Source organism: Streptomyces sp. NPDC093085 (assembly GCF_040683935.1).
GTDB lineage: Bacteria > Actinomycetota > Actinomycetes > Streptomycetales > Streptomycetaceae > Streptomyces.
In genome coordinates, this window is record NZ_JBFBFB010000012.1 from 77,952 (window position 1) to 101,555 (window position 23,604).

Genomic DNA, 23,604 nt, shown 5'->3' on the forward strand with positions numbered 1-23,604 from the left:
AGGGTACAGCAGAGCCCGTTCCGGACGCACGGAAGATCTTCCCCGAGGAACGGCGGAGAGGCAAGCGCCGATCCTCAACACCCCGCCTTACTCCGCGTATCGGACCTATCAGGTCAACAACAGAGTCGGATAACTCACCTTCACCTGGCTAAACCTTGAAACCGGGTACTGCCCGGTATGGCTCCACTTAGCATGCGGCAGCGGGACCGCTTTCCCGAGCCCTTCGGAGTTGCCCCCTATGAACCTCAAAAGCATGTCCGGCGCGTCGCCCAACCCGGAGTCCGGCAACAGCCGGGCGATCCAGGGCATCGCGACCGCCGCAGCACTGATACTGGTACCACTACTCGCCGTCGTAGGAGGCGACGCTTTCCAAGCCTTCATCGACTTCGGCGCGGGCGTGCTGTCACTGCTGTCGCTGTCCGGGGCCGTCGTATGGGGTCTGATAGCCACCGACCGGCTATTGCTCGCGCCGCGCCAGCGGCTCGTCGCCCAGGCGATCCATCGCGCGACGGCCGTCGCCGCCATCGGATTCCTGCTGCTCCATGTCTCCATCAAGATCACCCTCGGCAAGGTGGCCCTGATCGGCGCCCTGCTCCCCTTCGGCCTGGGCATCACCGGGACGAACGGGCTCATCGGCTTCGGCTCGCTCGCCGGGCTGCTGATGATCGTGGCCGGCACCACCGGCGCCCTGCGCAGCGTCTTCGCCCTTCCCGGCAAGTACGCGTACAAATGGCGCGCCATCCACATGGTCGCCTATCCGTCGTGGTGTTTCGCCCTGATTCACGGACTCTTCACAGGACGTCCCGCAGCCACCTACGTCACGGTGATGTACTCCCTGACCGTTCTCGGGGTGGCCGGTGTCGTGGCCCTGCGGCTGCTGCCCAGGCAGGCGCAGCAGCGCGCCGCCGAGGCGATCGTCTCCATGACGGGCGCCGTCGTGGAGCGCGCGGACAGCGAGAACAAGCTCCGCGACCTTGTCTCCTCGCCGCTTCCCGGCGGCGGGGTGCCGCCGCAGCGCGAGTACCAGCCGCGCAAGCAGGACCCGATCGCCACCGCGTCGTTCTCCGCCCCGCTCTCCAGCGGCCGGGCGACGCCCCGGCTCGAAGCCCCGTCGCCGCCGCTGTACGAGGCCACACCGGCCGCTGACCCGCTCGCGGCGGGAAACCCCGCCGCGGAGGCGTTCAACGGCTCACGGGGCGCTGACGGCCCTTCAGGGGCCGGTTCCGACCGGGGCCAGGAGTCCGGTACCGGGCTCTCCGCCGGCTACCGGGCCATGTCCATGGACGCGACCGCCCGGATGCCCGCGCAGTCCGCCGGTTCCCCCGCCCCCGGCGGCCAGGGCGGGGAGATCCCGCTCGCCGAGCGCATCCCCATGACCGAGGAGCTCCCGGTCATCACCGATGACCTCTCCGGGCCTCCGGGTTCCTGGCCCGCCCCGTCGCCGCCCCGGCCCCCGCAGGCGTTCAGCCAGCCGCCCGCGACGCCGTACGACACCGGGGCCACCCCGGTCTACGGCGGCGGCCAGAACCCGGGGCAGCCGGGCGGACAGGGCCAGCAGCCGTACGACACGGGAGCCGTCCCCCAGTACAACCCCGGGGCGGCCCCCCAGGGCCAGCAGCCCCAGCCCTACGACACCGGCGCCACCCCGGTCTACGGCGGCCAGAACCCGGGGCAGCCGGGCGGACAGGGCCAGCAGCCGTACGACACAGGGGCCGTCCCCCAGTACAACCCCGGGGCGGCCCCCCAGGGCCAGCAGCCCCAGCCGTACGACACCGGCGCCACCCCCCGGTTCGAGCCGGGCACCGCCGGCGGGTACGGCGGCGGTGCCCCCTACGGGCCCGACGGCGCCTCCCCGTACGGCAACGGCCCGGCCCCGACGTACGACACCGGTTCCCTCCCCACGTACGACACGGGCTCGCTCCCGGCGTACGGCACGGGCGCCGTGCCCCCGTACGACACCGGCGCCAACCCCGTCTACGGCGGCGGCCAGAACCCGGGGCAGCAGCCCGGCGCCCCCTATGACGGGGCGGACCGAGGCCCCGTCTATCCGCCCCCGGCCGGGGAACCCTGGAACGCACCCGCAGGAGACCGACCGTGAACGAACCCCTCCCCGATGTCCCCGAGGTCCGCGTCGTCGGCCTCCCCCAGCTCACTCAGGGTTTCGACCTGGTCGAGCGCCTCGATCTGCCCATGCACCTCAAGGTGCACGGGCCGCTGGAGGCGATGAACGGCGAGCGGCTGGCGCAGTTGGCCGAGAACATATCCCTGACCGGGCGCGGCGGCGCGGGCTTCCCCTTCCACCGAAAGCTGCGGGCCGTCGCCAAGTCGGCGATCAGCAGGGGGATCCGCCCCGTCGTCGTGGTCAACGGCAGTGAGGGCGAACCGCCCTGCCGCAAGGACACCGTGATGCTCAACCGGGCGCCGCACCTGATCCTCGACGGCGCGCTGCTGGCCGCCGAGGCGCTGGGCGCCCGCACCCTGGTCATCGCCGTGACCAGGAACTCCACCGAGGTCTCGATCCGGGCGGCGCTCGCCGAGCGCGGGCTCTCCGACCGGCGCGGCCAGCAACTGCGGGCCAAGGTCGTCCGTACCCCGGAGCGCATGGTCTCCGGGGAGGCGTCCTCCGTGATCCGGGCCATCAACGGCGGCCCCGCCAAGCCGCCGGGGCGCCGCGAGCGCGCCGCCGAGTCCGGTGTCGGCGGCCTGCCGACGCTGCTGTCGAACGCGGAGACCTTCGCCCAACTCGCCATCGCCGCCCGGATCGGCGCCCGCCGCTACTGCAACACGGGGCTGGAGTCCGAGCCCGGCACGGTCATGCTGACGCTCTCCGGCGCGGTGGCCAGGCCGATGGTCATCGAGGCGCCTTCGGGGGTGCCGCTCCGCTACATCCTGCAAATGGCGGGCGCCCCGCCGATGCCGCAGGGCGTGCTGACCGGTGGCTACCACGGCAACTGGATGGACGCCATCGCCGCCCATGAGGCGGTGATCTCCAAGGAGTCCTTCAAGTCGTTCGGCGGGGCGCTGGGCGCCGGCGCGATCCTGCCGATCGGGCCCGAGACCTGCCCGCTGGGCGAGGCGCTGGCCGTCGCCAACTGGCTCGCCGCCGAGACCGCGGGACAGTGCGGCCCCTGCCGGCTCGGGCTGCCCGCGGCGGCGGGCGGACTCGCCGATGTGATCAACGGTGGTGGCCAGGCGGCTCTGGAGGCGCTGCGGGCGGTCACCCAGTCGGTCAAGAAGCGCGGCGCCTGCCAGCACCCGGACGGCTCCGCGCGCTTCTTCTCCTCGACCCTGTCGGCGTTCACCGACGACCTCGCCGCCCATGTGCTCAACGGCGGCTGCGGGCGCGAGACGACCGGGGTGCTGCCGCTGCCCCCGGCCGGCTACCAGACCGAGGTCGAGTCGATCCCCAGTGGCGGCATGCTGGCCATCGACTGGACGCTCTGCCAGGGCCACGGCCTCTGCGCCGACATCCTCCCTGAGCTGTTCCGGATGACCCCGGACGGCTTCCCCACCCCGGCGAAGACGGATGTCCCCGTGCACCTCCAGGGCGCCGCTCAGCGCGCCGTACGGCGGTGTCCGGCGCTGGCGCTCCGGCTGGAGCAGAAGGCTCCCCCGGCGCCGCCGCGCAAGGAGTCCCCGTCCCGTGCCGAGCTGCCGCCGGGCGGTGGCGGGCGCAAGGCCCTCGGCCGGGGCCGCGGCTGACCGAGCGCGCCGGCGGGCCCCGTACCGGGGCCCGCCGGGCGTACGGCGCCGTACCGGGGGCGTACAGCGGGGCCGAGAGCGGAGAGCGGACATACGAGAAGCGGGTCGTCCTGACCGGACGACCCGCTTCTCGTGATCTTCACTGCTTCTGTGGAGCTAAGGAGAATTGAACTCCTGACCTCCTGCATGCCATGCAGGCGCTCTACCAACTGAGCTATAGCCCCGTGTTGTCCACCGCTTCCGGGTTTCCCCCTCGGCGGCATGGCCAACATTAACGGTCCCTGTGCCCCACCGCCAAATCGATTCCCACCGGAGGTCACGGGCGCCCTCGCCGGCCGCCCCGTGGACGGCGTCACGGGGCCTCAGGCGGTCGGCCGGGTCCTCAGGCGGTCGCGAAGGAGTAGAAGCGCTTGAGGGTGCAGTGTTCCTCCAGGAGACGGCCGTAGATCGGCTCGCCCTCCAACTCCCGGTAGGTCTCGATGGGGTCGCCTTTGATGATCAGCGCCCGCGCGCACTCCTCGCACCAGTACTGGTACTCGGGGTTGACCGGGTCCATGTCCCGGACGATCGGCGTACCGCTGCCGCACCAGTCGCACTTACGCCTGTGCGCACCCATCGATCAGCTCCAGAGGTGGCCGCGACAGGCCGTGCACACGTAGGGAATTCCGCCATTGACACCGCGATTTCGAGCCACCGAAGACGCCTCGTACGAGGGACTGCCGACTCTGCTGGCGGACATCGTGCGCTCCCTCCCGATCCGGTCCCTGGGCCCCCGTCCGGTCGTCCGATTCTGCCACGCCGAAGAGTGCTGGTCAGCCCGAAATGGCGGGCGTACAGCAGAAATCCCGCCCCCTTGGGAGGGGACGGGATCCGTTTCGTGACGCTTATTGTGGAGCTAAGGAGAATTGAACTCCTGACCTCCTGCATGCCATGCAGGCGCTCTACCAACTGAGCTATAGCCCCAGGTGTTCCCCGCGCCGTGCGCCGCGAACAAGAAGAACTTTAGCCTGCGACCTGCCGGAAAGCGAAATCCGGTGGCCCGGCCCCGGGCGGGCGGGCGGCGGGCCGCTCAGTCGTCGTCCCCGAGGACCGGCTCCGGGAGGGTGCCCGCGTTGTGTTCGAGGAGGCGCCAGCCGCGCGCGCCCTCGCCGAGAACGGACCAGCAGCAGTTGGAGAGCCCGCCGAGCCCTTCCCAGTGGTGCGCCTCCAGGCCCAGCAGCCGGCCTATGGTGGTCCGGATGGTCCCGCCGTGGCTGACGACGACCAGGGTGCCGCCGTCGGGCAGCTTCTCGGCGTGCCGGAGCACCACGGGCGCGGCCCGGTCGGCCACCTCGGTCTCCAGTTCGCCCCCGCCGCGCCGGACGGGCTCACCGCGTTTCCAGGCCGCGTACTGGTCGCCGTACCGCTCGACGATCTCCTCATGGGTCAGCCCCTGCCAGGCGCCCGCGTAGGTCTCCCGGAGCGCGGCGTCGTGGGTGATGTCGAGGCCGGTGACGGCGGTCAGCTCCCGGGCCGTGGCGACGGCCCGCCGCAGGTCGGAGGCGATGATCGCGTCCGGCTTGAGCGAGGCGAGCAGCCGGGCGGCTCTGCGGGCCTGCCCGACGCCGGTCCCGGTCAGCTCGATGTCCGTGGAGCCCTGGAAGCGGCGTTCCAGGTTCCACGCCGTCTGGCCGTGCCGCCAGAGGACGATACGGCGGCCCCGGCCGCGCTGCGCGCCGCTCAGCTCAGCTCACCCCCGGGTCACCGGCGGTCCCGGTGGGCTCGCCGACCGCCGCCGCGTGCTCCCGGCCCTTGCCGCGCGTCTTGACGGCGTCCTCGGGCAGCGCCAGCTCGGGGCAGTCCTTCCAGAGCCGCTCCAGCGCGTAGAAGACGCGCTCCTCGCTGTGCTGCACATGGATCACGATGTCGACGTAGTCGAGCAGGATCCAGCGGGCGTCGCGGTCGCCCTCGCGGCGCACCGGCTTGGCGCCCAGCTCCTTCTGGAGCCGCTCCTCGATCTCGTCGACGATCGACTTCACCTGACGGTCGTTGGGCGCCGAGGCGAGCAGGAAGGCGTCGGTGATGGAGAGCACATCGCTCACGTCGTACGCGATGACGTCGTGGGCGAGCCGGTCGGCGGCGGCCTGGGCCGCGGTGTTGACGAGGGCGATGGAACGATCAGTTGCGGTCACTGGCAGGCTTTCGTCGGCGGTCGGTGGAGATGTCCAGGGTCTCACGGACCACTGACACCGGGCACAACCGTTTCTCCCGGCGGCCCCGGGGGCCTCGGGGGGGGAGGACCCCGCCGGGCGCCTTCCGGCACGCGGTGGGGTCCCTTCGGCCCGCTCCGGTCGACCTGGCGAACCTGACCCACCTGCTCGGCCCGGCGGACCTAGTCGACCTTGTAGTCCTGCCCGAGGACGACGGAGACGTCCGCGTTCGGTGCCGCCTTGCCCTGGGTGACCGCGCCGGCCGGGAGGCCGAGCGTCTTGGCGACCTCTTCCGCCTGTTCCTTCTGCTTGTCGTCACCGTAGGTGACGGTGGAGGCCGTCACGGCGTCGGCCGTACCGGCGTCCACGAAGCCGTAGCCGCCGTTGACCAGGGCGATCCGCGCGGACTCGGCCGCGTCCTGGTCGCCGCTCGCGTTCTTCACGCCGACACGTACCGCCGCGCCCTCCTCGGGGGCGGTCACGGAGCCGCCCAGGATGTCCTTGACGACGCTCTCCGCGGCCTGGTCGCTGAGCCTGCCGTTGGCCTGCACGGGCAGCAGCGTCGTCTTGTAGTCGCCCACCTTGGCGTGCCCGGCGAGCTTGGCGAGGGCCGCGCCCAGGTCCTTCTCGGTGAGCGAGGGGTCCAGGATCTGCGCCAGGGTCTCGACGGTGACCGTCGCGTTCTTCGGATCGTCCGAGATCTTCCGCAGGACGCCCTGGAGCACCTGGCCGAACCGGTCGAGCTGCTTGGCCTCGTCCTCGCCGGGCGCGCGGTAGGTGGCGTAGCCGACGGCGGCCCGTCCGTTGAGGGTCTCCTTCTCGCCCTTGGGGACGAGCGGGTCGTCGCCCTCCTTGGCGGCGGGCACCTCGACATCGGTGGTCACCTCGATGCCGCCGACCAGTTCGACCAGGTTCTCCAGATACGGCGTGTCCAGCCGCCAGGTGCCGGAGATCTTGGTGCCGAGCAGCGTGCCGATGCCGTTGCGGGTGCCGTCGGAGCCGTCCTCGTCGACGGACTTGCCCAGAGTGGTGGAGATCCCCTCGTCGTCCGCGATGGAGAGGATGTTGGGCAGCAGCACCGTGGTGCCCTGCCCCGTCGTCGCGTTGTTGACGAGAAGGGCCGTCGAGGTGCCCTTCTGCTTGGTGTTGTGCAGGTGTACGACGATCACATCGCGCTTCTGCGGGCCCGACGAGGTGGTCGCGGCCGTGTCCGAAGCGGACATGCCGGGCAGCTTCCCCGCGTACCAGAGGTAGCCGACGCCCCCGGTGAGCGCCAGGGCGAGCACGACGACGAGGGCGACGACGCGGCTGCGGCCCCGGCGCTTGGCCTCCTCGCGCCGCTCGGAGCGGCTCTCGGTGAACTTGAGCCAGTCGATGACGTCCTCGGAGTCCTCGCTGGGCTCCTCGATGAACGAGAACTGCTCGGTCTTGTAGTCGCGTTCCTCGCCCTCGGGACGCCGCTGCCCCGGTACGGCGGGCTGCTCGGCCCCGGCAGCGGCGTCCGCGCCCGGGCCGGGGCGGGCGTCCTGGCGGGCCTCCGGGCGGGCGTCGGATCCCGGGGCCGCGCCCGGCTCGGGGACGGCCCCGGAGCCCGCGTCCCGGCCTGCGGCCGGCTCCGTGCCGACGTCGGTGGCGGTACGGGCCCGGGGGGCGGCGGCCTGCCGCCGACCCGCGGCGTCCCCCACCGGGTTCATCGGGGCCGTCGGGTCCGCCACCGGCTCCTGGACCGGCTGCTGTTGGCCCGTGTCGTACCCGTAGGGGTCGTAGCCGTATCCCTGTTGGGGCTGCTGCTGAACCTGCTGCCCGTACGGGTCGTACTGCTGCGGGATCTGCTGATGCTGCTGCCCGTAGGGGTCGTAGCCGTACCCCTGTTGCTGCTGCCCCTGTTGCTGCTGCCCCTGGGGGTGACCCTGCTGCGCCGAGTCCTGCTGGTGGAAGTGCTGTTGCTGGTGCTGTTGCGGCACGGGCTGCCCGTAGGCGTCGTACTGCTGTTGCTGCGGGGCCTGCTGGTACACCGGCTGCCCGTACTCGTCGTAACCGACGATCTGGGGCTGCCCGTAGTAGGGGCCGTACGGGTCGTACGGCTGCTGCTGGTCGTTCACCGGTGCCCCTCTCCGTGGCTCAGGCGCCGCGGTACAACTGCCGCTTGTCGATGTAGCGCACGACGCCGTCCGGCACCAGGTACCAGACGGGATCGCCCTTCGCGACCCTCCCACGGCAGTCGGTCGAGGAGATGGCCAGTGCCGGAACCTCCACCAAGGACACACCGCCCTTGGGCAGCCCGTCGGCCGTCAGGTCATGGCCCGGCCGGGTGACCCCGATGAAATGGGCGAGGGAGAACAGCTCCTCGTGGTCCCGCCAGCTCAGGATCTGCGAGAGCGCGTCGGCCCCCGTGATGAAGAAGAGGTCGGCGTCGGGGTTGAGGGAGCGCAGGTCCCGCAGTGTGTCGATGGTGTACGTGGCGCCCCCGCGGTCGATGTCGATCCGGCTCACCGAGAACTGCGGGTTGGACGCGGTCGCGATGACCGTCATCAAGTAGCGGTCCTCGGCCGGTGACACGGCGCGCTGGCTCTTCTGCCAGGGCTCGCCGGTCGGCACGAACACCACCTCGTCGAGGTGGAACAGCGCGGCGACCTCACTGGCCGCCACGAGGTGTCCGTGGTGGATCGGGTCGAAGGTGCCGCCCATGACGCCGAGTCGGCGCCTGGCCCCCTCGCTCCCAAGCCCGGCTCCGGGCCCGGCTCCGGGCCCGGAGCCCTCTTCCGGTCTGCCCGCCTCGGCCGGTCCGTGACCGCTGGACGCTTGCTGGTCTCCCATACGCCCAGAGCCTACTGGCACACGCGTACGGCCCGGGCTCAGCGGTCGCGGTTGAAGCGGGTGGTGATCCACAGCAGCAGGAGCAGCGCGAAGAGGGCGCCGCCACCCACGAGAACCGGGTTGAGGCTTTCGTGATTGCCGCCGCGCTCGGCGCCCTCGGCAAGGGTGACCAGGTGGGCGGCGGTACCGGTGAGGCTCATCTTCTACGGGCCCTTTTCCTCGGGGGGTCGGGATCCTCCGGAGAGGTGGATTCTCCTGAGGTCTGCGGAGACTTCGCGCACATCGTATGCGGGGCCTTCGGGCACGCTCACGCCGACTCAGTCGTTGGGGTCGTTGTCGCGGTATCCGCGCAGCAGGAACCAGGCGAGCAGGGCGGCTCCCACGAGGGAGGCGACCAGCACGATCCGCAGGGTGTCGCCCGGTCCCTGCTGATCGGAGACGGCGGCGAGCAGGGTGGTGGTATCCGGCATGGCGGTGGTGCTCCTCGGTTCTGTTCCGGCCGGGATCCGGCACTGTTCGCCGGAGCCCCATCCACAGGCCCCCGCACACGGTAGACCCACCGCCTAGTCTGGGATCTGTCAGGGGGGACGAGCCTTGGACAGTGGACTCGTACGAACAGGGGAATTCCATGACCGATGACCGCAACGACGCGACGGGCAGCGAGAACGTGCCCAGCCGGCAGCGCAAACGCTTCCCGGGGATCTCCTCCCGGGCGTACGAACACCCGGCGGACCGCTCGGCGCTGGTCGCCCTGCGCAAGCTCAGCGGCTTCGACACGGTGTTCAAGGCACTCAGCGCCCTGCTGCCCGAGCGAAGCCTGCGGCTGCTCTTCCTCTCCGACTCGGTGCGGGTGAGCGACGCCCAGTTCGCGCATCTGCACGTCATGCTGCGGGACGCCTGTTACATCCTGGACCTGGAGAAGGTCCCGGCGATGTATGTCACGCAGGACCCGAAGCCCAACGCGATGTGCATCGGTCTCGACGAGCCGATCATCGTGGTCACCACCGGTCTCGTGGAGCTGCTCGACGAGGAGGAGATGCGGGCGGTCGTGGGCCACGAGGTGGGTCACGCGCTCTCCGGGCACGCGGTGTACCGGACGATCCTGCTCTTCCTCACCAGCCTCGCGGTCAAGGTCGCCTGGATCCCGCTCGGCAATGTCGCCATCATGGCGATCGTGACGGCGCTGCGGGAGTGGTTCCGCAAGTCGGAGCTGTCGGCGGACCGGGCCGGGCTGCTGGTCGGCCAGGACCCGAAGGCGTCGATGCGCGGCCTGATGAAGATCGCGGGTGGCAACCATCTGCACGAGATGAACGTGGACGCGTTCCTGGCACAGGCCAAGGAGTACGAGGAGGGCGGCGACCTTCGGGACTCCGTCCTGAAGATCCTCAATGTGCTGCCCCGTACGCACCCCTTCACGACGGTACGGGCCGCCGAGCTGAAGCAGTGGTCCGAGAGCCGGGACTTCCAGCGGATCATGGACGGCCACTATCCGCGCCGTTCGGAGGACAAGGACACCTCCGTGACGGACTCGTTCCGCGAGTCGGCCGCGCACTACGCGGACACGGTCCGCAGCAGCAAGGACCCGCTGATGAAGCTGGTCGGCGATATCGCGGGCGGCGCGGGCGACCTCGGCGGCAAGCTCCGCGACAAGTTCACGGGCGGCGGCAGCGGCGGCGGTAAGAACACCGGAGGCGGTACGCCCACGGACCGGTCCCCCGGCTCCGGCTCCGCCGAAGGCACCAACGGCGACACCGAAGGCGGCGCCAACGGCGGCGGTGAGGGCACCGACGGCGACGGAACGGGCGGCAAGGGCCCGGCCGGCGCCTGACGCACCCCCGGCCGGTCAGCGCCTGACACACCCCGGTCGGCCGGGGCGGCTCCGCCCCGGCCGACCGCCCGGGCCGACCGACCGCCCGGCCCGGCAGCCCGAGGCCCCGTACGCGGCCGGTCTCAGGGCGCCGGGCTCGGTTGCGCCGAGCGGGCAAGGGCGCCGCAGAGCGCGGAGTGGGCCGGGCCGGTCGCGTACGGGTCGGTCGCGGCCGGTTCGTGCGGCTGGGCGCGCTCGCCCGCGAGCAGCGGGCGGAGCGTCCTGGGCGGCGCCGCCGAGCAGGACTGCGGCCCGGCCTGGACCTCGCTGGTCACCACCTGCGTCTGGTGCCGGGGCAGGTCCTCGGGGCTGAAGCGGAAGCGCATCTCGCGCCGTACGGTGAAGAGCGAGGCGTCCCGTACGGGATTTCCCTGGGCAGAGGCGGGGCGCAGCGCGTAGACGAAGACATGGTCCGTGGTGACCTCCAGCGTCGCGGGGTCGGTCGCCTCGTACCGCAGGGTGCCGTGGACCCGTACCGGATCGCCGGTGCGGGCCACCTTCGCCGGGTCGAAGCGGATCAGCCAGCCGGTCGGGTCGTGCAGCCCGTCGTCGGCCGGCGCGCTGAAGCTGCGGTCGAACTGGCCGAACTGTTCGGGGTCGAGCAGGATCCGGACGGGTCTGAGGGAGCGCCCCATGAGGACGTCGGGGTCGAGCGAGGACGCCACCAGATAGTCCTTGACGATGGTCAGCGCGGCCGTCACCTGGCCCTCCGCGAAGTCCCCGGCGTCCCGGGCGGGCGGCAGGGTGATCCCGGCCGCCCCGGTCCGGTACGCGGCGGCGGGGCTGCGGGCGAGGAGCTCGGCGGGCACGCCGCCCGGCACCGGCCCGTCGGGGGCGAGCGGGATCACCGATATCCGCGCCTGTTCGACGGCGCGGATGGCGGGCGGGCGGTACGGATTGCGGAGCCCCAGATAGATCGCGGTGCCGAAGGCGACCACCAGGATCAGCAGGAGCAGCAGGAACTGGCGCGGACCGTTGCCGAAGCTCCGCCGGCGCCCCGGCTCCGGCGGCGGTACGGGCGGGATCCTGCGGACGGCGTGGGCGTGCTCGCCCATGCGCTCCCGCGCGGAGTACTCCTGGAGCCGGGCCGCCCGGATGAACGACTCGTCGAAGACGACCGAGCGGTACTCGTCGTCCTCGCCTCCGGGGAGCCCTTCCGGATGTTCTCCTTCGGGGGGGTCTCCACGCCCTGCCATACCTTGAGGGTAGGTCTGGAGAGGCGAACGTAAACGCCGGGAGGACGGTCAAGTTCCGCTCCCCGCCCGTTCGGCCGTTCGGGTCAACCGGCCGCTCACCGCGGCGGCCGCGGCCCCGGCCTGGCCCGCACACGGTCCTCGTCAGGGCGTGCGCGGCACCGCCGAGACGGCCGGTTCGCTCCGGTTGACGGAGGCCGAGGGGCCGACCACCCCGGGCTTGTCGATCCCGGACGTGGCGGGCTGCGGCACCTGGTCCTGGCGGTTGCCCGCGGCGCCCCGGTAGACGGCGGAGAAGGCGAGCGCGACCATCCCGACGCCCATCAGCAGCGCGAGCAGCCAGGCCACCGGACGGTGCCAGCGCGCGGTCGACCGGTACGGCCGCAGACTGCCGCCGTGTTTGCCGTACGGGGTGTACGCGTCCGGGTCGTCCGGGTCGGGCTCCCCGTACCCGGGGTCGGGTCCGTACGCGCCGTCCCGGGCGGCCAGTTCCTCGTACAGTTCGTCCTCGGGCGCTCCCCCGCCGGAGCGGGCGCGGGCCGCCTCGGCCTCCGCGCGTGCCTGGGCGGCCGAGAGCAGCCGCTCGACGGCGGAGGGTTCGTGGATGGTGGCTGCCTTGACGAAGTCCTCGTCGAAGACCACGGAGGCGAAGTCCTGGTCCGCGCCACCGCGGTCGTCGTCGGGCTCCCAGCCGTCCGGGAACGGCCTGCCCCCCACGTCGTCCGGCACGTCTTCAGAGTAGACCTGGGACGGAGTTTTGGGCAGGCGGAGTCCGAACTATCCGGCTTCGGAATTCGTCACACGTACGACGTACGTACGGACGGTCACCCCCGGCCCGTCACGCGCCGTACCGCCCGTCACGCGCCGTACCGCCGGTCACGGACCGTCAGGGAGCGTCAGCGCGTATGGCCGTCCCCGGTGACGATGTACTTCGTGGAGGTCAGCTCCGGCAGCCCCATCGGCCCCCGCGCGTGCAACTTCTGCGTCGAGATCCCGATCTCCGCGCCGAAGCCGAACTGGCCCCCGTCGGTGAAGCGGGTCGAGGCGTTCACGGCGACCGTCGTGGAATCGACCAACTGGGTGAATCTGCGGGCGGCGGCCTGCGAGGTGGTGACGATGGCCTCGGTGTGCCCGGACGACCAGAGCCGGATGTGGGCGACGGCCGCGTCCAGCGAGTCCACCACCGCGGCGGCGATGTCGTACGACAGGTACTCGGTCTCCCAGTCGTCCTCGGTGGCCGGTACGACGGTGGCCTTGGACCCCGCCGCGTACGCCTGCACCCGTTCGTCGCCGTGGACGGTGACCCCGGCCTCGGCCAGCGCGTCCAGCGCGCGCGGCAGGAAGGCGGCGGCGATGTCCTGGTGGACGAGGAGGGTCTCGGCGGCGTTGCAGACGCTGGGGCGCTGCGCCTTGGAGTTGACGAGGATGTCGACGGCCATGTCGAGATCGGTGTCGGCGTCCACGTAGACATGGCAGTTGCCGGTTCCGGTCTCGATGACGGGGACGGTGGAGCCCTCGACGACGGTCCGGATCAGGGAGGCGCCGCCGCGCGGGATCAGCACGTCGACCAGGCCGCGTGCCCGCATCAGCTCCTGTACGGCGGCGCGCCCCTCACCGGGGACGAGCTGCACGGCGTCGGCGGGCAGCCCGGCGCCGCCCACCGCGTCGCGGAGCACCCGGACGAGCGCGGTGTTGGAGGCGTACGCGGAGGAGGAGCCGCGGAGCAGGACGGCGTTGCCGGACTTCAGGCAGAGCGCGGCGGCGTCGACGGTGACGTTGGGGCGGGCCTCGTAGATGATCCCGACGACGCCGAGCGGGACCCGTACCTGGCGCAGGTCGATGCCGTTGGGAAGGGTCGAGCCGCGCACGACCTCACCGACCGGGTCGGGCAGCGCGGCCACGTCCCGTACGTCGGCGGCGATGGCCCGGATCCGCTCCGGGGTCAGCGTCAGCCGGTCGATGACCGACTCGGGGGTGCCCGCCTCCCGGGCCCGCGCGACATCCTCGGCGTTGGCCGTGACGATCTCGTGGGTACGGACCTCCAGGGCGTCCGCGATCGCCAGCAGCGCGTCGTCCTTGGCCGCGCGCGGCAGTGGCGCGATATCGGCGGCGGCGGAGCGGGAGCGGTAGGCGGCCCTGACGACCGGGGTGAGGTTGTCGTACGGCGAGAGCGAGGTCATGCCCGCAGGGTAATGCGGACGCCGCGGGCGCTCCGCACATATCCCGCAGTACGAGACACCACGGGGCTTGGCCCGGACGCCGGGCGGGCGGACGCCGGGGCGGGCGGGCGCTCGGCGCGCGGGCGGCCGGGACGCGCCCCGGCGCATCGGGCGGCACGACGGCGTACCGGCGGACCGGCGCACCGCCCTGCACGGCGCGCACGGCGCTCAGAAGGGGTGGACGCCCACCGGGGCCGCCGGTGGCGGGCCGTACCCCTCCGCGATGCGCTGGTGGTACGTCTCCCGGTCGATGACCTCCAGGCCGACGATCACCCACGGCGGGAGCTGGGCGCTCGACCGGTGCTCGCCCCAGAGCCGCAGCGCCACGGCGGCGGCGTCGTGCAGGTCCCTGGCCTCCTCCCAGTAGCGGATCTCGGCATGGTCGGTGGCGTATCTGCTGGTCAGCAGGAAGGGATGGTCGTGGGCGAGCTGTTCGAGGCCGCGCCTGACCTCGGGCAGCGGGGCCCGGGGCCCGGAGACGCTGAGCGTGACATGCCAGAGCTTGGAGACCTGGCCGCCCTCTCCGCGCGGGTCCGGCGCCGGGGCCTCGCGACGCCCGGCGCCGGCCGGGCTCCCACCGCCGGCCGCCGCCGGCCCCGTACCGGCACCCCGTGCGACGGGCTCCGTACCGACACCACCGACACCACCGGCGTCACCGGCGGCGCTCTCGGCGCCTCCTGCCGCGTCCCCCGTGTCGACGCTGGTCAGGGTTCTTCGGGCGTCCGTGGCCCGCCGGGCCTGGGCGCCTCCCCCGGTCCCTCGGGGCGCCGCCCCCGGGCGCGCTCGTCTCACCAGCGGCCTCCTGTTTGCTGCGTCATCGTCCCGTACCCCGTCGTAACCCCGTCATACCCCTGACAAAGTTGACCAGTCCCAGGCGGAAGATGGGGCGGTTTTGGTAAAGGTCCCTGTTCAAAGGCCCGCGTTTCAGCCGTTTCAGGGGCGCCTCGGGGAGATCTCCGGGGCGCCTCCGGGTCCCTACAGGGTGACGCCCGGTTGTCTCAGGGATGTCCCAGGGGCGTCTACGGGGCGTCTCAGGGCCCTCTCCCGGCCCCCGAACCACCCGAGGCCTCCGAGGGGCGCCGCGGACCCCGCGAGGGGTCTCTCAGGAGTGCAGGACGACCAGATCGTCCCGGTGGACGACCTCGCGCTCGTAGGCGGGGCCCAGCTCGCGGGCGAGGTCGCGGGTGGAGCGGCCGAGGAGCTGGGGGATCTCCTTGGCGTCGAAGTTGACCAGCCCCCGGGCGACCGCCCGCCCCTCCGGGTCCCTCAGCTCCACCGGGTCCCCCGCGCTGAACTCGCCCTCGACGGCGGCGATCCCGGCCGGCAGCAGCGAGGTACGGCGCTCCACGACGGCCCGTACGGCGCCCTCGTCCAGGGTGAGCGCGCCCCGGGGGGTGGAGGCGTGCGCGAGCCAGAGGAGCCGGTCGGCGGAGCGGCGTCCGGTGCGGTGGAAGTACGTGCCGGTGTCCCGCCCCGCGAGCGCGTCGGCGGCACGGCTGGCCGAGGTCAGCACGACGGGGATACCGGCCGCCGCGGCGATCCTGGCGGCCTCCACCTTGGTGACCATGCCGCCGGTGCCGACCCCGGCCCGCCCCGCGCTGCCGATGGAGACCCCCGCCAGGTCGGCGGGGCCGCGCACCTCGGCGATCCGGGCGGTGCCGGGGGTGCTCGGGTCCCCGTCGTAGAGCCCGTCGACATCGGAGAGGAGGACGAGCAGGTCGGCCCGGACGAGATGGGCGACGAGCGCGGCGAGCCGGTCGTTGTCGCCGAAGCGGATCTCGTCGGTGGCGACGGTGTCGTTCTCGTTGACGACGGGGAGCGCGCCCATGCCGAGGAGCTGGTCGAGGGTGCGGTAGGCGTTCCGGTACGAGGAGCGCCTGCTGGTGTCGTCCGTCGTGAGGAGCACCTGGCCGACGCGGACCCCGTACCGGGCGAAGGAGGCGGTGTAGCGGGCGACCAGCAGCCCCTGGCCGACGCTGGCGGCGGCCTGCTGCCGGGCGAGGTCCCGGGGGCGCCGGTCGAGGCCGAGCGGCGCGAGCCCGGCGGCGATGGCGCCGCTGGAGACCAGCACGATCTCCCGGCCGCCCGTCTCCCGGCCGCCCGCGCCGTCGCCCTCCCGGTCGCCGCCGCCGCGTACTCCGGCGAGCACGTCGACCAGCGCGTCGACCCGGTCGGCGTCGAGCCCGCCGGTGGCGGTGGTGAGCGAGGAGGAGCCGACCTTGACGACGATCCTGCGGGCCTGCCCGACGGCGTCCGGCCGCGCCGTCTCCTGCCGTGCCCCCGCCCGCGCCGTCTGCGCCGTGCGCCCCGTGCGCTGCCCCGTCTTCCCCGTCTGCCGCGCCGCCGCCTGCTGCCGTGCCGCTGCCACGTGCCTCTGCCTCTGCTCTCGCCACCGGTTGCCCGTACCGGCCACCGGTGTATGTCCCGGCGGGCCAGCCTACGCGCGGGCCACCGGAGGCGCCGCGCCATTTCAGTGGCTGGGACACCCACTCTGACCAGGGTGACGGCGAATACCCGCCATCGGCACAACCGGAAGGGCATGACAACGGTCTGTCAGGTGTAAGAACGACCGGGAAACGCTGTGGGTCATCACGGGGATAGGCTGGCGGTCTGGCGTCCCCACCCCGCACTGGACGCGACCTCCACGTGCTGCGCGACCCCGATCAGCGCCCCTGGCGCACCGACCACAGAGATGGGCCTTGAAGTAATGCCAGTAAAAGTGAGCGTCGTCATTCCGGTGTACAACCCGGGTAAGTACATCGACCCGTGCATCGATTCACTGCTCGCCCAGACACTGCCGGCCGCCGACTTCGAGGTGCTCTTCGTCAACGACGGATCCACCGACGACACCCCTGCCCGGCTCGACGCGCTGGCCGTCGAGCATCCGCACTTCCGGGTGATTCACATCCCGAACTCCGGCTGGCCGGGCAAGCCCAGGAACATCGGGGTGGCGGAGGCGAAGGGCGAGTACGTCCAGTTCGTCGACCAGGACGACCACATGGCCTCCGACGCGCTGCGCCGCCTCTACGAGATGGGCCACCGCAACGGCTCCGACATCGTGATCGGCAAGGTCGCCTCGAATTTCCGCGGTGTCCCGCACGGCGTCTTCAAGACCAACCGTGAGAAGTGCGATCTGTCCACGGCGCCGCTGTACGACAGTCTCACCCCGCACAAGATGTTCCGCACGGAATTCCTCCGCGAGAACAAGATCGCGTACCCCGAGGGCAAGCGGCGCCTCGAAGACCAGCTCTACATGATGCAGACGTATTTCCCGGCGAAGGTCGTCTCCATCCTCGGGACGTACACCTGCTACTACTACTCGAAGCGGGACGACGGCCAGAACGCCGGGTCCGCCAAGCTCGTGCCCTCCGGTTACTACGGCAACCTCCGCGAGGTGCTCGACGTCGTCGTCGCCAACACCGAGCCGGGCGAGTTCCGCGACCGTCTGCTGCGCCGCTTCTACCGGGTCGAGATGCTCGGCCGGCTCAGCGAGCCCTCCGTCCTCAAGTACGAGCCCGCGTACCTGGACGAGATGGTCGACGCGATCCAGCCGCTGGTGAAGGACTTCATCAACGACGGCGTGCACGACGGGCTCGGCGCGCTGATCCGGCTCCGCTCCACACTGCTGCGGAACGACGACCGGCAGGGGCTGGTGAAGCTCGCCCGGTTCGCCAAGTCGGTGAAGGCCGCCGCGCGCCTGGAGGAGTTCGACTGGCAGCCGGACGGCCGGATCGCGCTCTCCGTGACCGGCCGCCTGGTGCACGGCGAGGACCAGCGGCCGCTGAGCCTGGTCCGGCGCGGCAAGCGGTACTTCGTCCACCCGGAGATCACCGAGGGGCTGCTGCCCGAAGGTGAACTCCTGGATGTCACCGACGAGATGGACACCTTCAAGGGCGAGTTCTCGCTGCGCAACCGGGAGACCGCCGTCGAGTGGCCCTGCCCGGCCGAGTTCACCGCGAAGATCGAGAAGATCGCCGCCCCCGAGGGCCGGGAAGCGGCGGAGGAGGCCGAGGAGACGTACGAGGTCGTCCTGTACGGCACCGGTACGGTCACCAGCGAGGCGGTCAAGGGGCGCGGCCGGGTCTCCCGGGGGTTCTGGGACATCTGGATCCCGATGCGCGGCCTCGGCCTCGTCCGCAAGGCCCGGCTCGGCGCCGACCGCGCGCCCGGCGTGGACGCCAAGTGCCTCCCTGCGGTGCTCGGTTCGCCCGCGCGGCCGGTCATCCCGTACTTCACGGACCCGCACGGCAACCTGACGCTGGATGTCGCGGGCCGCGCCAAGAAGATGGCGACATACCTCGCGGAGCGCCCCGTGCTCCGCATGCCCGGCTCCCGCTCCGAGCTGCGGTTCGAGATCTTCACCGGGACGAACTCCGCCTCGCTCGCCTGCGAGCTGGTGCTCACCACCGCCGAGGGGACGAAGCTCACCCACCCCGCGACGCTCCGCCCGGACCATGGCAGGGCCCATCTGGAGGTGCCGGCGCGCGTCGCGGACCTGCCGGCGGGCCCGGCGCGGCTCTCCGTCAAGCTGGACGGCCCCAAGGGGCCCGAGCTGGACATCTGCGAGGTGCCGGTGGCGGCGGGCGGCCGGATCCGGCTCGACGAGAGCGGTCTCGCCGTGGTCGATCCGCTGCTGGTGCGCGTGGTGACGGTGAAGCGCCGCAGGGCGACGCTCCGGAAGGTGCTGCGCTCGGCGGGCGGTCCGCTCGTGCGCAGGCTGCCCGCGTCGGCCCGCAAGAAGGTACGCCGCCTCGCGGCCCGTATCTGACGGAGCAACCCGTTCAGGACATTTTGTTCGGCACGGCCCGTACGGCCGGCCGGTCCAGCCAGACAGTCAGAACAGCAAGGACGTGATCACATGCGGCAGCTCTCCGTCGAAGGCGCCTGGGTGCATGAACCGAAGGTCTTCCCGGACAGCCGTGGCTCCTTCCACGAGTGGTTCAAGGCCCCCGACTTCGCCGAGGCCGCGGGCCACTCGCTGAACCTCGCGCAGGCCAACTGCTCGGTCTCCAAGCGGGGCACGCTGCGCGGGATCCACTTCGCCGATGTGCCGCCCAGCCAGGCCAAGTACGTGAAGTGCGTACGGGGCGCGGTGCTCGACGTCATCGTGGACATCCGGGTGGGCTCGCCCACGTACCGCGCCTGGGAGGCCGTCCGGCTGGACGACGTGGACCACCACTCGGTCTATCTCTCCGAGGGCCTGGGCCACGCCTTCATGGCGCTGACGGACGACGCCACGGTGGTCTACCTCTGCTCCGAGGGGTACGCCCCGGGCCGTGAGCACGGGCTCAACCCGCTCGACCCGGAGCTGGCCATCGAGTGGCCGGAGTCGATCACGCCGCTGCTCTCCGAGAAGGACGCGGCGGCGCCGACGCTCGCCGAGGCGGAGGCCCAGGGCCTGCTGCCGTCGTACGAGGCGTGCAAGGCGTACTACGCGGAGCTGAACAAGTAACCCTGTAGAAGCAACCTGTAGCAACGCGGGGGAGCCCGCGCAGGGCGCCCACAGGGCATACGGAAGGGGCCGGAGCGACAGCGCTCCGGCCCCTTCCCCTTGGTCCTCGGGTACGGGACGGCTCAGCGGACGGCGGCCTCGATCTGCCGGCGCAGCGGCGCGAACGCGGTGCGCGGGCGGCGCAGGTTACGGGCCCGGTTGAGCGCGGGCCAGAAGGCGCCGCCGAGCAGCGCCTCGGGGCGTACGGCGTTCTTGCGGACCAGGATCTCGTCCGGGACGTCCTGCGGGTCCGGGACGACGTACTCCTCGATGATCTTCTCGTACTCCTGGTCGAGCACGGTGTTCCCGGGGTCGGCGCCGAAGATCGCCACGACGCCGGTCGGCTCGGTGTCGATGTCGAGGACGAGCAGGTCGGGGCGGTACCGCCGGAGCACTGTGGCGACCTTGTAGACGTCGCCGGCCCAGAACTTCGTGTGCCGGTCGCGGGCCGCCTCGTCGATGTCCCGGGGCAGCATGTCGTCCAGGACGATCACGCTGGACCAGCGGGAGTGCTTCTCGACGTTCATGAAGTCGCGGAGCGCGAACTCGAAGAGGTGCATGCCGTCGATGAACGACAGCTCCAGCTTCGGGTCGCCGCCGAGCAGGTTGACCGGGTCGCGGCGGGCCAGCGCGCGGAACGGGTTGCGGCCGTTGCGCAGATGGATCAGCGGGTCCTTGCGGGCGAAGAAGTCGTCGCTGGTGGCGCGCACCAGGTGGACGTCGCAGCTCAGGTCCGTGACCACCTTGAAGGCCGGGTCGACGGCGACGGACGGGACTCTGGAGAGCGCCAGGCTCCTGCCGTCGTTGACCCCGATCTCCAGATAGGTGCGGGGTTTGTACACACGGTGCAGTTGCCGGAGGAATCCGTGGCGATCCACGCGAGGCGCCCTTCACTGAGAATCAAAGAACCAGAGGCTTGATTCTCAGCGAACATAGTGGGCCCCTCCGGCACCCGCAAACGCTTACCGGCCAGTAACGCCCGTTTGGCGCTCAGCCTTCAGCACCGAAGGGAACGCTTCGGCGAGCGCTTCACTCCAGTCGCGAATGGGTTCGATTCCGGCCGATTTCCACCGGTCGTGTCCGAGGATGCTGTAAGCGGGCCGGGGGGCCGGCCGTACGAACGCCTCGCTGGTCGTCGGACGGACCCGGGCCGGGTCCGCGCCGAGCAGCCGGAAGATCTCCTGGGTGAACCCGAACCAGCTCGTCCCGCCGCCGCTGGTGCCGTGGTAGACCCCGGCGGGCGCGGTGCCGTCGAGGGCGGCGGCGCCGAGCCGTACCAGCCGGTCGGCGAGGTCGCCGGTCCAGGTGGGCTGCCCGCGCTGGTCGTCCACGACGTCCAGGGTCTCCTTGACCCCCTCCAGCTTGATCATCGTACGGACGAAGTTGGGGCCGCCCGCGCCGTACAGCCACGCCGTACGGACCACGTAGCCGCGCTCCGGGAGGGTGTCGAGCACGGCCCGCTCCCCCGCCAGCTTCGTCCGCCCGTAGGCGCTGCGCGGGGCCGTCGGGGCGTCCTCCGGGTACGGGCTCTCCGCGTCGCCCGCGAAGACGTAGTCCGTGGAGACCTGGAGCAGGACGGCGCCGGAGGCCCGGCACTCCTCGGCGAGGACCCGGGGGCCCGTGCCGTTGACGGCGAGCGCGTCGTCCTCCTTGGCCTCCGCGTCGTCCACGGCGGTCCAGGCGGCACAGTTGACCACGACCGCCGGCGCGTGCGCCGTGAAGGCGGCGCGCACCGCGGCGGGGTCGGTGATGTCGAGCGCGGCGCGGTCGAGGCCGACGGCGGTACGGCCGGCGGCGGCGAGCCGGGCCAGCAGGTCCTGGCCGAGCATGCCGCCCGCGCCGGTGACCAGCCAGGTGCCCGCGGTACCGGAGGCGGGGGTGCCGGTGCTCACAGGGCGGCACGCTCCTTCAGCGGCTCCCACCAGGAGCGGTTCTCGCGGTACCACGCCACGGTCTCGGCGAGGCCGGTGGCGAAGTCCTTGCGGGGCTCGTACCCCAGCTCCTCGCGGATCTTGGCGCAGTCGACCGAGTAGCGGCGGTCGTGGCCCTTGCGGTCGGTGACGTACTCGACGCTGCTCTCCCACTCCGCGCCGCACGCCTCCAGCAGCAGCCCGGTCAGCTCCTTGTTGGAGAGCTCCGTGCCGCCGCCGATGTTGTAGACCTCGCCCGCGCGGCCCTTCGTACGGACCAGCTCGATGCCCTGGACATGGTCGTCGATGTGCAGCCAGTCCCGGATGTTGCCGCCGTCGCCGTAGAGCGGCACCTTCTTGCCGTCGAGCAGGTTGGTGATGAAGAGCGGGATGACCTTCTCGGGGAAGTGGTGGTGCCCGTAGTTGTTGGAGCAACGGGTCACGCGCACGTCGAGGCCGTGGGTGCGGTGGTACGAGAGCGCGATCAGGTCGCTGGAGGCCTTCGCCGAGGAGTAGGGCGAGTTGGGCTCCAGCGGGTGCGTCTCGGGCCAGGAACCCTCGTCGATCGAGCCGTAGACCTCATCGGTGGAGATGTGCACGAAGGTCTTGATCCCGGCGCGGTGCGCGGCGTCGATCAGCGTGTGGGTGCCCACGACGTTCGTACGGACGAACTCGGCGCCCCCGTCGATGGAGCGGTCCACATGCGACTCGGCGGCGAAGTGCACCACCTGGTCGTGCTCGGCCATCAACTTGCCGACCAGCTCGGGGTCGCAGATGTCGCCCTGCACGAAGCGGAATCCGGGGTGCTCGCGGACCGGGTCGAGATTGGCCGGATTTCCCGCGTAGGTGAGCTTGTCGAGGACGGTGATCTCGACATCGCCGGGGCCCTGCGGACCGAGCACCGTACGGACGTAGTGCGAGCCGATGAAGCCGGCGCCGCCGGTCACGAGAATCCTGTGCGTCATGAGGAGATCTGCACCTTGCTGTGGTCACCGAGGACGAGTCGGTGGGCGGACGGGTTACGGGGGGCGGGGGTGATCTCGACGTCGCGGCCGATCAGCGAGGCCTCCACGCGGCGCACACCGGTGAGCGAGGAGCCGCGCAGCACGATGGAGTACTCGATCTCGCTGTCCGCGATCACACACCCCTCGGAGACCGAGGTGAACGGGCCGATGTACGCGTCGCTGATCACGGTGTCCGCGCCGATGATCGCGGGGCCGAGGATCCGGCTGCCGGTGATCCGGGCGCCCTTCTCGATCCTCACCCGCCCTATGATCTCGCTGCTCTCGTCGACGGTGCCCTCGTTGGACTCCTCGACGGTCTCCAGCACCGAGCGGTTGACCTCCAGCATGTCGGTGACGTTGCCGGTGTCCTTCCAGTACCCGGAGATGGTGGTGGAGCGGACGTCGCGGTCCTGGTCGATCAGCCACTGGATGGCGTGGGTGATCTCCAGCTCGCCGCGCCAGGACGGCTCGATGGCGCGTACGGCCTCGTGGACGGCCGGGGTGAAGAGGTAGACGCCGACGAGGGCGAGGTCGCTCTTGGGCTCCTTGGGCTTCTCCTCCAGGGCCACCACCCGCCCCGCTCCGTCCAGTTCGGCGACGCCGAAGGAGGTCGGGTTGGGGACCCTGGTGAGCAGGATCTGCGCGTCGGGGCGCTCCGCGCGGAAGCCGTCCACCAGGCCGCTGATGCCGCCGACGATGAAGTTGTCGCCGAGGTACATGACGAAGTCGTCGTCGCCGAGGAACTCCCGGGCGATGAGCACGGCGTGCGCGAGTCCGAGGGGCGCGTCCTGCTGGAGGTACGTCACCTTGATGCCGAACTGGGAGCCGTCGCCGACCGCCGCGCGGATCTCGTCCGCGGTGTCGCCGACGATGACGCCGACTTCGGTGATGCCCGCCTCCGCGATGGCCTCAAGTCCGTAGAAGAGCACGGGCTTGTTGGCCACGGGAACGAGCTGCTTGGCCGATGTGTGAGTGATGGGACGCAGACGAGTGCCCGCCCCGCCGGACAGTACGAGAGCCTTCACTGTTCCTGATTTCCCCTGCATGTGTCTGTGATGCTGTCCGGGGGTCGCCCGACAGTCCGATTTTACCTACGCTTTCCCGCACCGTCCGCTCCGAGACACCACGGACGGGTGAACAAGCACCCCGTACGTCAACTCCCTCATCGGGGCAGACATATTGTTCACCGAAATTCAAGACAGATGACGTCGA

At 71.5% G+C, this 23,604-nt stretch carries 21 protein-coding genes and 2 tRNA genes; 5 read left to right on the plus strand and 18 right to left on the minus strand.

The features are described 5' to 3' along the window. Window positions 1-253 precede the first annotated feature (253 nt). Window positions 254-2,098, plus strand: coding sequence for a hypothetical protein (locus tag AB0O07_RS27385; protein WP_365637990.1), 1,845 nt, complete (start codon window positions 254-256; stop codon window positions 2,096-2,098). Further along, on the plus strand, window positions 2,095-3,702 hold the full coding sequence (locus tag AB0O07_RS27390; RefSeq protein ID WP_365637992.1) for an NADH-ubiquinone oxidoreductase-F iron-sulfur binding region domain-containing protein: 1,608 nt from the start codon (window positions 2,095-2,097) through the stop codon (window positions 3,700-3,702). The genes AB0O07_RS27385 and AB0O07_RS27390 overlap by 4 nt, the downstream gene beginning before the upstream one ends. A gap of 151 nt (window positions 3,703-3,853) precedes the next feature. Here the strand turns inward: AB0O07_RS27390 and AB0O07_RS27395 are convergent. The 9 genes from AB0O07_RS27395 to AB0O07_RS27435 form a co-directional block, all read right to left on the minus strand. Continuing rightward, window positions 3,854-3,926 (minus strand) — tRNA-Ala (locus AB0O07_RS27395). A gap of 158 nt (window positions 3,927-4,084) precedes the next feature. Then, complete coding sequence (locus AB0O07_RS27400; protein WP_073216832.1) at window positions 4,085-4,318, minus strand: hypothetical protein; 234 nt, start codon at window positions 4,316-4,318, stop codon at window positions 4,085-4,087. A gap of 274 nt (window positions 4,319-4,592) precedes the next feature. Next, window positions 4,593-4,665 (minus strand) — tRNA-Ala (locus tag AB0O07_RS27405). Between the two features lie 106 nt (window positions 4,666-4,771). Further along, window positions 4,772-5,425, minus strand: a complete 654-nt coding sequence (locus tag AB0O07_RS27410) for a histidine phosphatase family protein (RefSeq protein ID WP_365638248.1) — start codon at window positions 5,423-5,425, stop codon at window positions 4,772-4,774. Between the two features lies 1 nt (window position 5,426). Beyond that, window positions 5,427-5,873 (minus strand): ribosome silencing factor, encoded by a 447-nt coding sequence (gene rsfS, locus AB0O07_RS27415; protein ID WP_365637995.1) that lies wholly within the window; start codon window positions 5,871-5,873, stop codon window positions 5,427-5,429. A gap of 200 nt (window positions 5,874-6,073) precedes the next feature. After that, window positions 6,074-7,993, minus strand: coding sequence for an LCP family protein (locus AB0O07_RS27420; protein ID WP_365637998.1), 1,920 nt, complete (start codon window positions 7,991-7,993; stop codon window positions 6,074-6,076). Window positions 7,994-8,012: 19 nt separating this feature from the next. Continuing rightward, on the minus strand, window positions 8,013-8,708 hold the full coding sequence (gene nadD / locus AB0O07_RS27425) for a nicotinate-nucleotide adenylyltransferase (RefSeq protein WP_365638000.1): 696 nt from the start codon (window positions 8,706-8,708) through the stop codon (window positions 8,013-8,015). Window positions 8,709-8,746: 38 nt separating this feature from the next. Then, window positions 8,747-8,908 carry a hypothetical protein gene (locus AB0O07_RS27430; RefSeq protein WP_365638003.1) on the minus strand — a complete coding sequence of 54 codons (162 nt, stop codon included), beginning with the start codon at window positions 8,906-8,908 and terminating at the stop codon, window positions 8,747-8,749. 117 nt (window positions 8,909-9,025) lie between these two features. After that, window positions 9,026-9,178 carry a hypothetical protein gene (locus tag AB0O07_RS27435; protein WP_365638005.1) on the minus strand — a complete coding sequence of 51 codons (153 nt, stop codon included), beginning with the start codon at window positions 9,176-9,178 and terminating at the stop codon, window positions 9,026-9,028. Between the two features lie 158 nt (window positions 9,179-9,336). Here AB0O07_RS27435 and AB0O07_RS27440 point away from each other — a divergent pair, with 158 nt between their 5' ends. Then, window positions 9,337-10,536, plus strand: a complete 1,200-nt coding sequence (locus AB0O07_RS27440; protein ID WP_365638007.1) for a M48 family metallopeptidase — start codon at window positions 9,337-9,339, stop codon at window positions 10,534-10,536. 122 nt (window positions 10,537-10,658) lie between these two features. Here the strand turns inward: AB0O07_RS27440 and AB0O07_RS27445 are convergent, their stop codons facing one another. The 5 genes from AB0O07_RS27445 to proB form a co-directional block, all read right to left on the minus strand. Beyond that, a complete protein-coding gene (locus AB0O07_RS27445; protein WP_365638010.1) occupies window positions 10,659-11,771 on the minus strand; it encodes a hypothetical protein in 1,113 nt (370 codons plus the stop codon). A 141-nt stretch (window positions 11,772-11,912) separates the two neighbouring features. Then, the gene (locus tag AB0O07_RS27450; protein ID WP_365638011.1) at window positions 11,913-12,497 is read right to left on the minus strand and encodes a hypothetical protein; all 585 of its coding nucleotides are present in this window, start codon (window positions 12,495-12,497) and stop codon (window positions 11,913-11,915) included. A gap of 167 nt (window positions 12,498-12,664) precedes the next feature. Then, entirely contained in the window at window positions 12,665-13,948 is a 1,284-nt protein-coding gene (locus AB0O07_RS27455) for a glutamate-5-semialdehyde dehydrogenase (protein ID WP_365638013.1), read from the minus strand. A gap of 207 nt (window positions 13,949-14,155) precedes the next feature. Beyond that, a complete protein-coding gene (locus AB0O07_RS27460) occupies window positions 14,156-14,695 on the minus strand; it encodes a hypothetical protein (protein ID WP_365638250.1) in 540 nt (179 codons plus the stop codon). A gap of 394 nt (window positions 14,696-15,089) precedes the next feature. Continuing rightward, window positions 15,090-16,217, minus strand: coding sequence for a glutamate 5-kinase (gene proB, locus AB0O07_RS27465; RefSeq protein ID WP_365638253.1), 1,128 nt, complete (start codon window positions 16,215-16,217; stop codon window positions 15,090-15,092). A gap of 489 nt (window positions 16,218-16,706) precedes the next feature. Between proB and AB0O07_RS27470 the strand changes: the two genes are divergently transcribed. Both AB0O07_RS27470 and rfbC read left to right on the plus strand, forming a co-directional pair. Next, a complete protein-coding gene (locus AB0O07_RS27470; protein ID WP_365638015.1) occupies window positions 16,707-18,755 on the plus strand; it encodes a glycosyltransferase family 2 protein in 2,049 nt (682 codons plus the stop codon). A gap of 90 nt (window positions 18,756-18,845) precedes the next feature. Further along, window positions 18,846-19,439, plus strand: a complete 594-nt coding sequence (gene rfbC / locus AB0O07_RS27475) for a dTDP-4-dehydrorhamnose 3,5-epimerase (protein WP_365638017.1) — start codon at window positions 18,846-18,848, stop codon at window positions 19,437-19,439. Between the two features lie 122 nt (window positions 19,440-19,561). On the opposite strand, the gene AB0O07_RS27480 is transcribed toward rfbC, so the two are convergent. The 4 genes from AB0O07_RS27480 to AB0O07_RS27495 all read right to left on the minus strand — a co-directional run bounded on the left by AB0O07_RS27480 (window position 19,562) and on the right by AB0O07_RS27495 (window position 23,417). Further along, window positions 19,562-20,356: a class I SAM-dependent methyltransferase gene (locus AB0O07_RS27480; protein ID WP_365638018.1), complete on the minus strand. Its 795-nt coding sequence runs from the start codon at window positions 20,354-20,356 to the stop codon at window positions 19,562-19,564. An 84-nt stretch (window positions 20,357-20,440) separates the two neighbouring features. After that, entirely contained in the window at window positions 20,441-21,370 is a 930-nt protein-coding gene (rfbD, locus tag AB0O07_RS27485) for a dTDP-4-dehydrorhamnose reductase (protein WP_365638020.1), read from the minus strand. Further along, window positions 21,367-22,353: a dTDP-glucose 4,6-dehydratase gene (rfbB, locus tag AB0O07_RS27490; protein ID WP_365638023.1), complete on the minus strand. Its 987-nt coding sequence runs from the start codon at window positions 22,351-22,353 to the stop codon at window positions 21,367-21,369. The genes rfbD and rfbB overlap by 4 nt, the downstream gene beginning before the upstream one ends. Beyond that, the gene (locus tag AB0O07_RS27495; protein ID WP_365638025.1) at window positions 22,350-23,417 is read right to left on the minus strand and encodes a glucose-1-phosphate thymidylyltransferase; all 1,068 of its coding nucleotides are present in this window, start codon (window positions 23,415-23,417) and stop codon (window positions 22,350-22,352) included. Before AB0O07_RS27495 ends, rfbB begins: the two co-directional genes overlap by 4 nt. Between the last annotated feature and the right edge of the window lie 187 nt (window positions 23,418-23,604).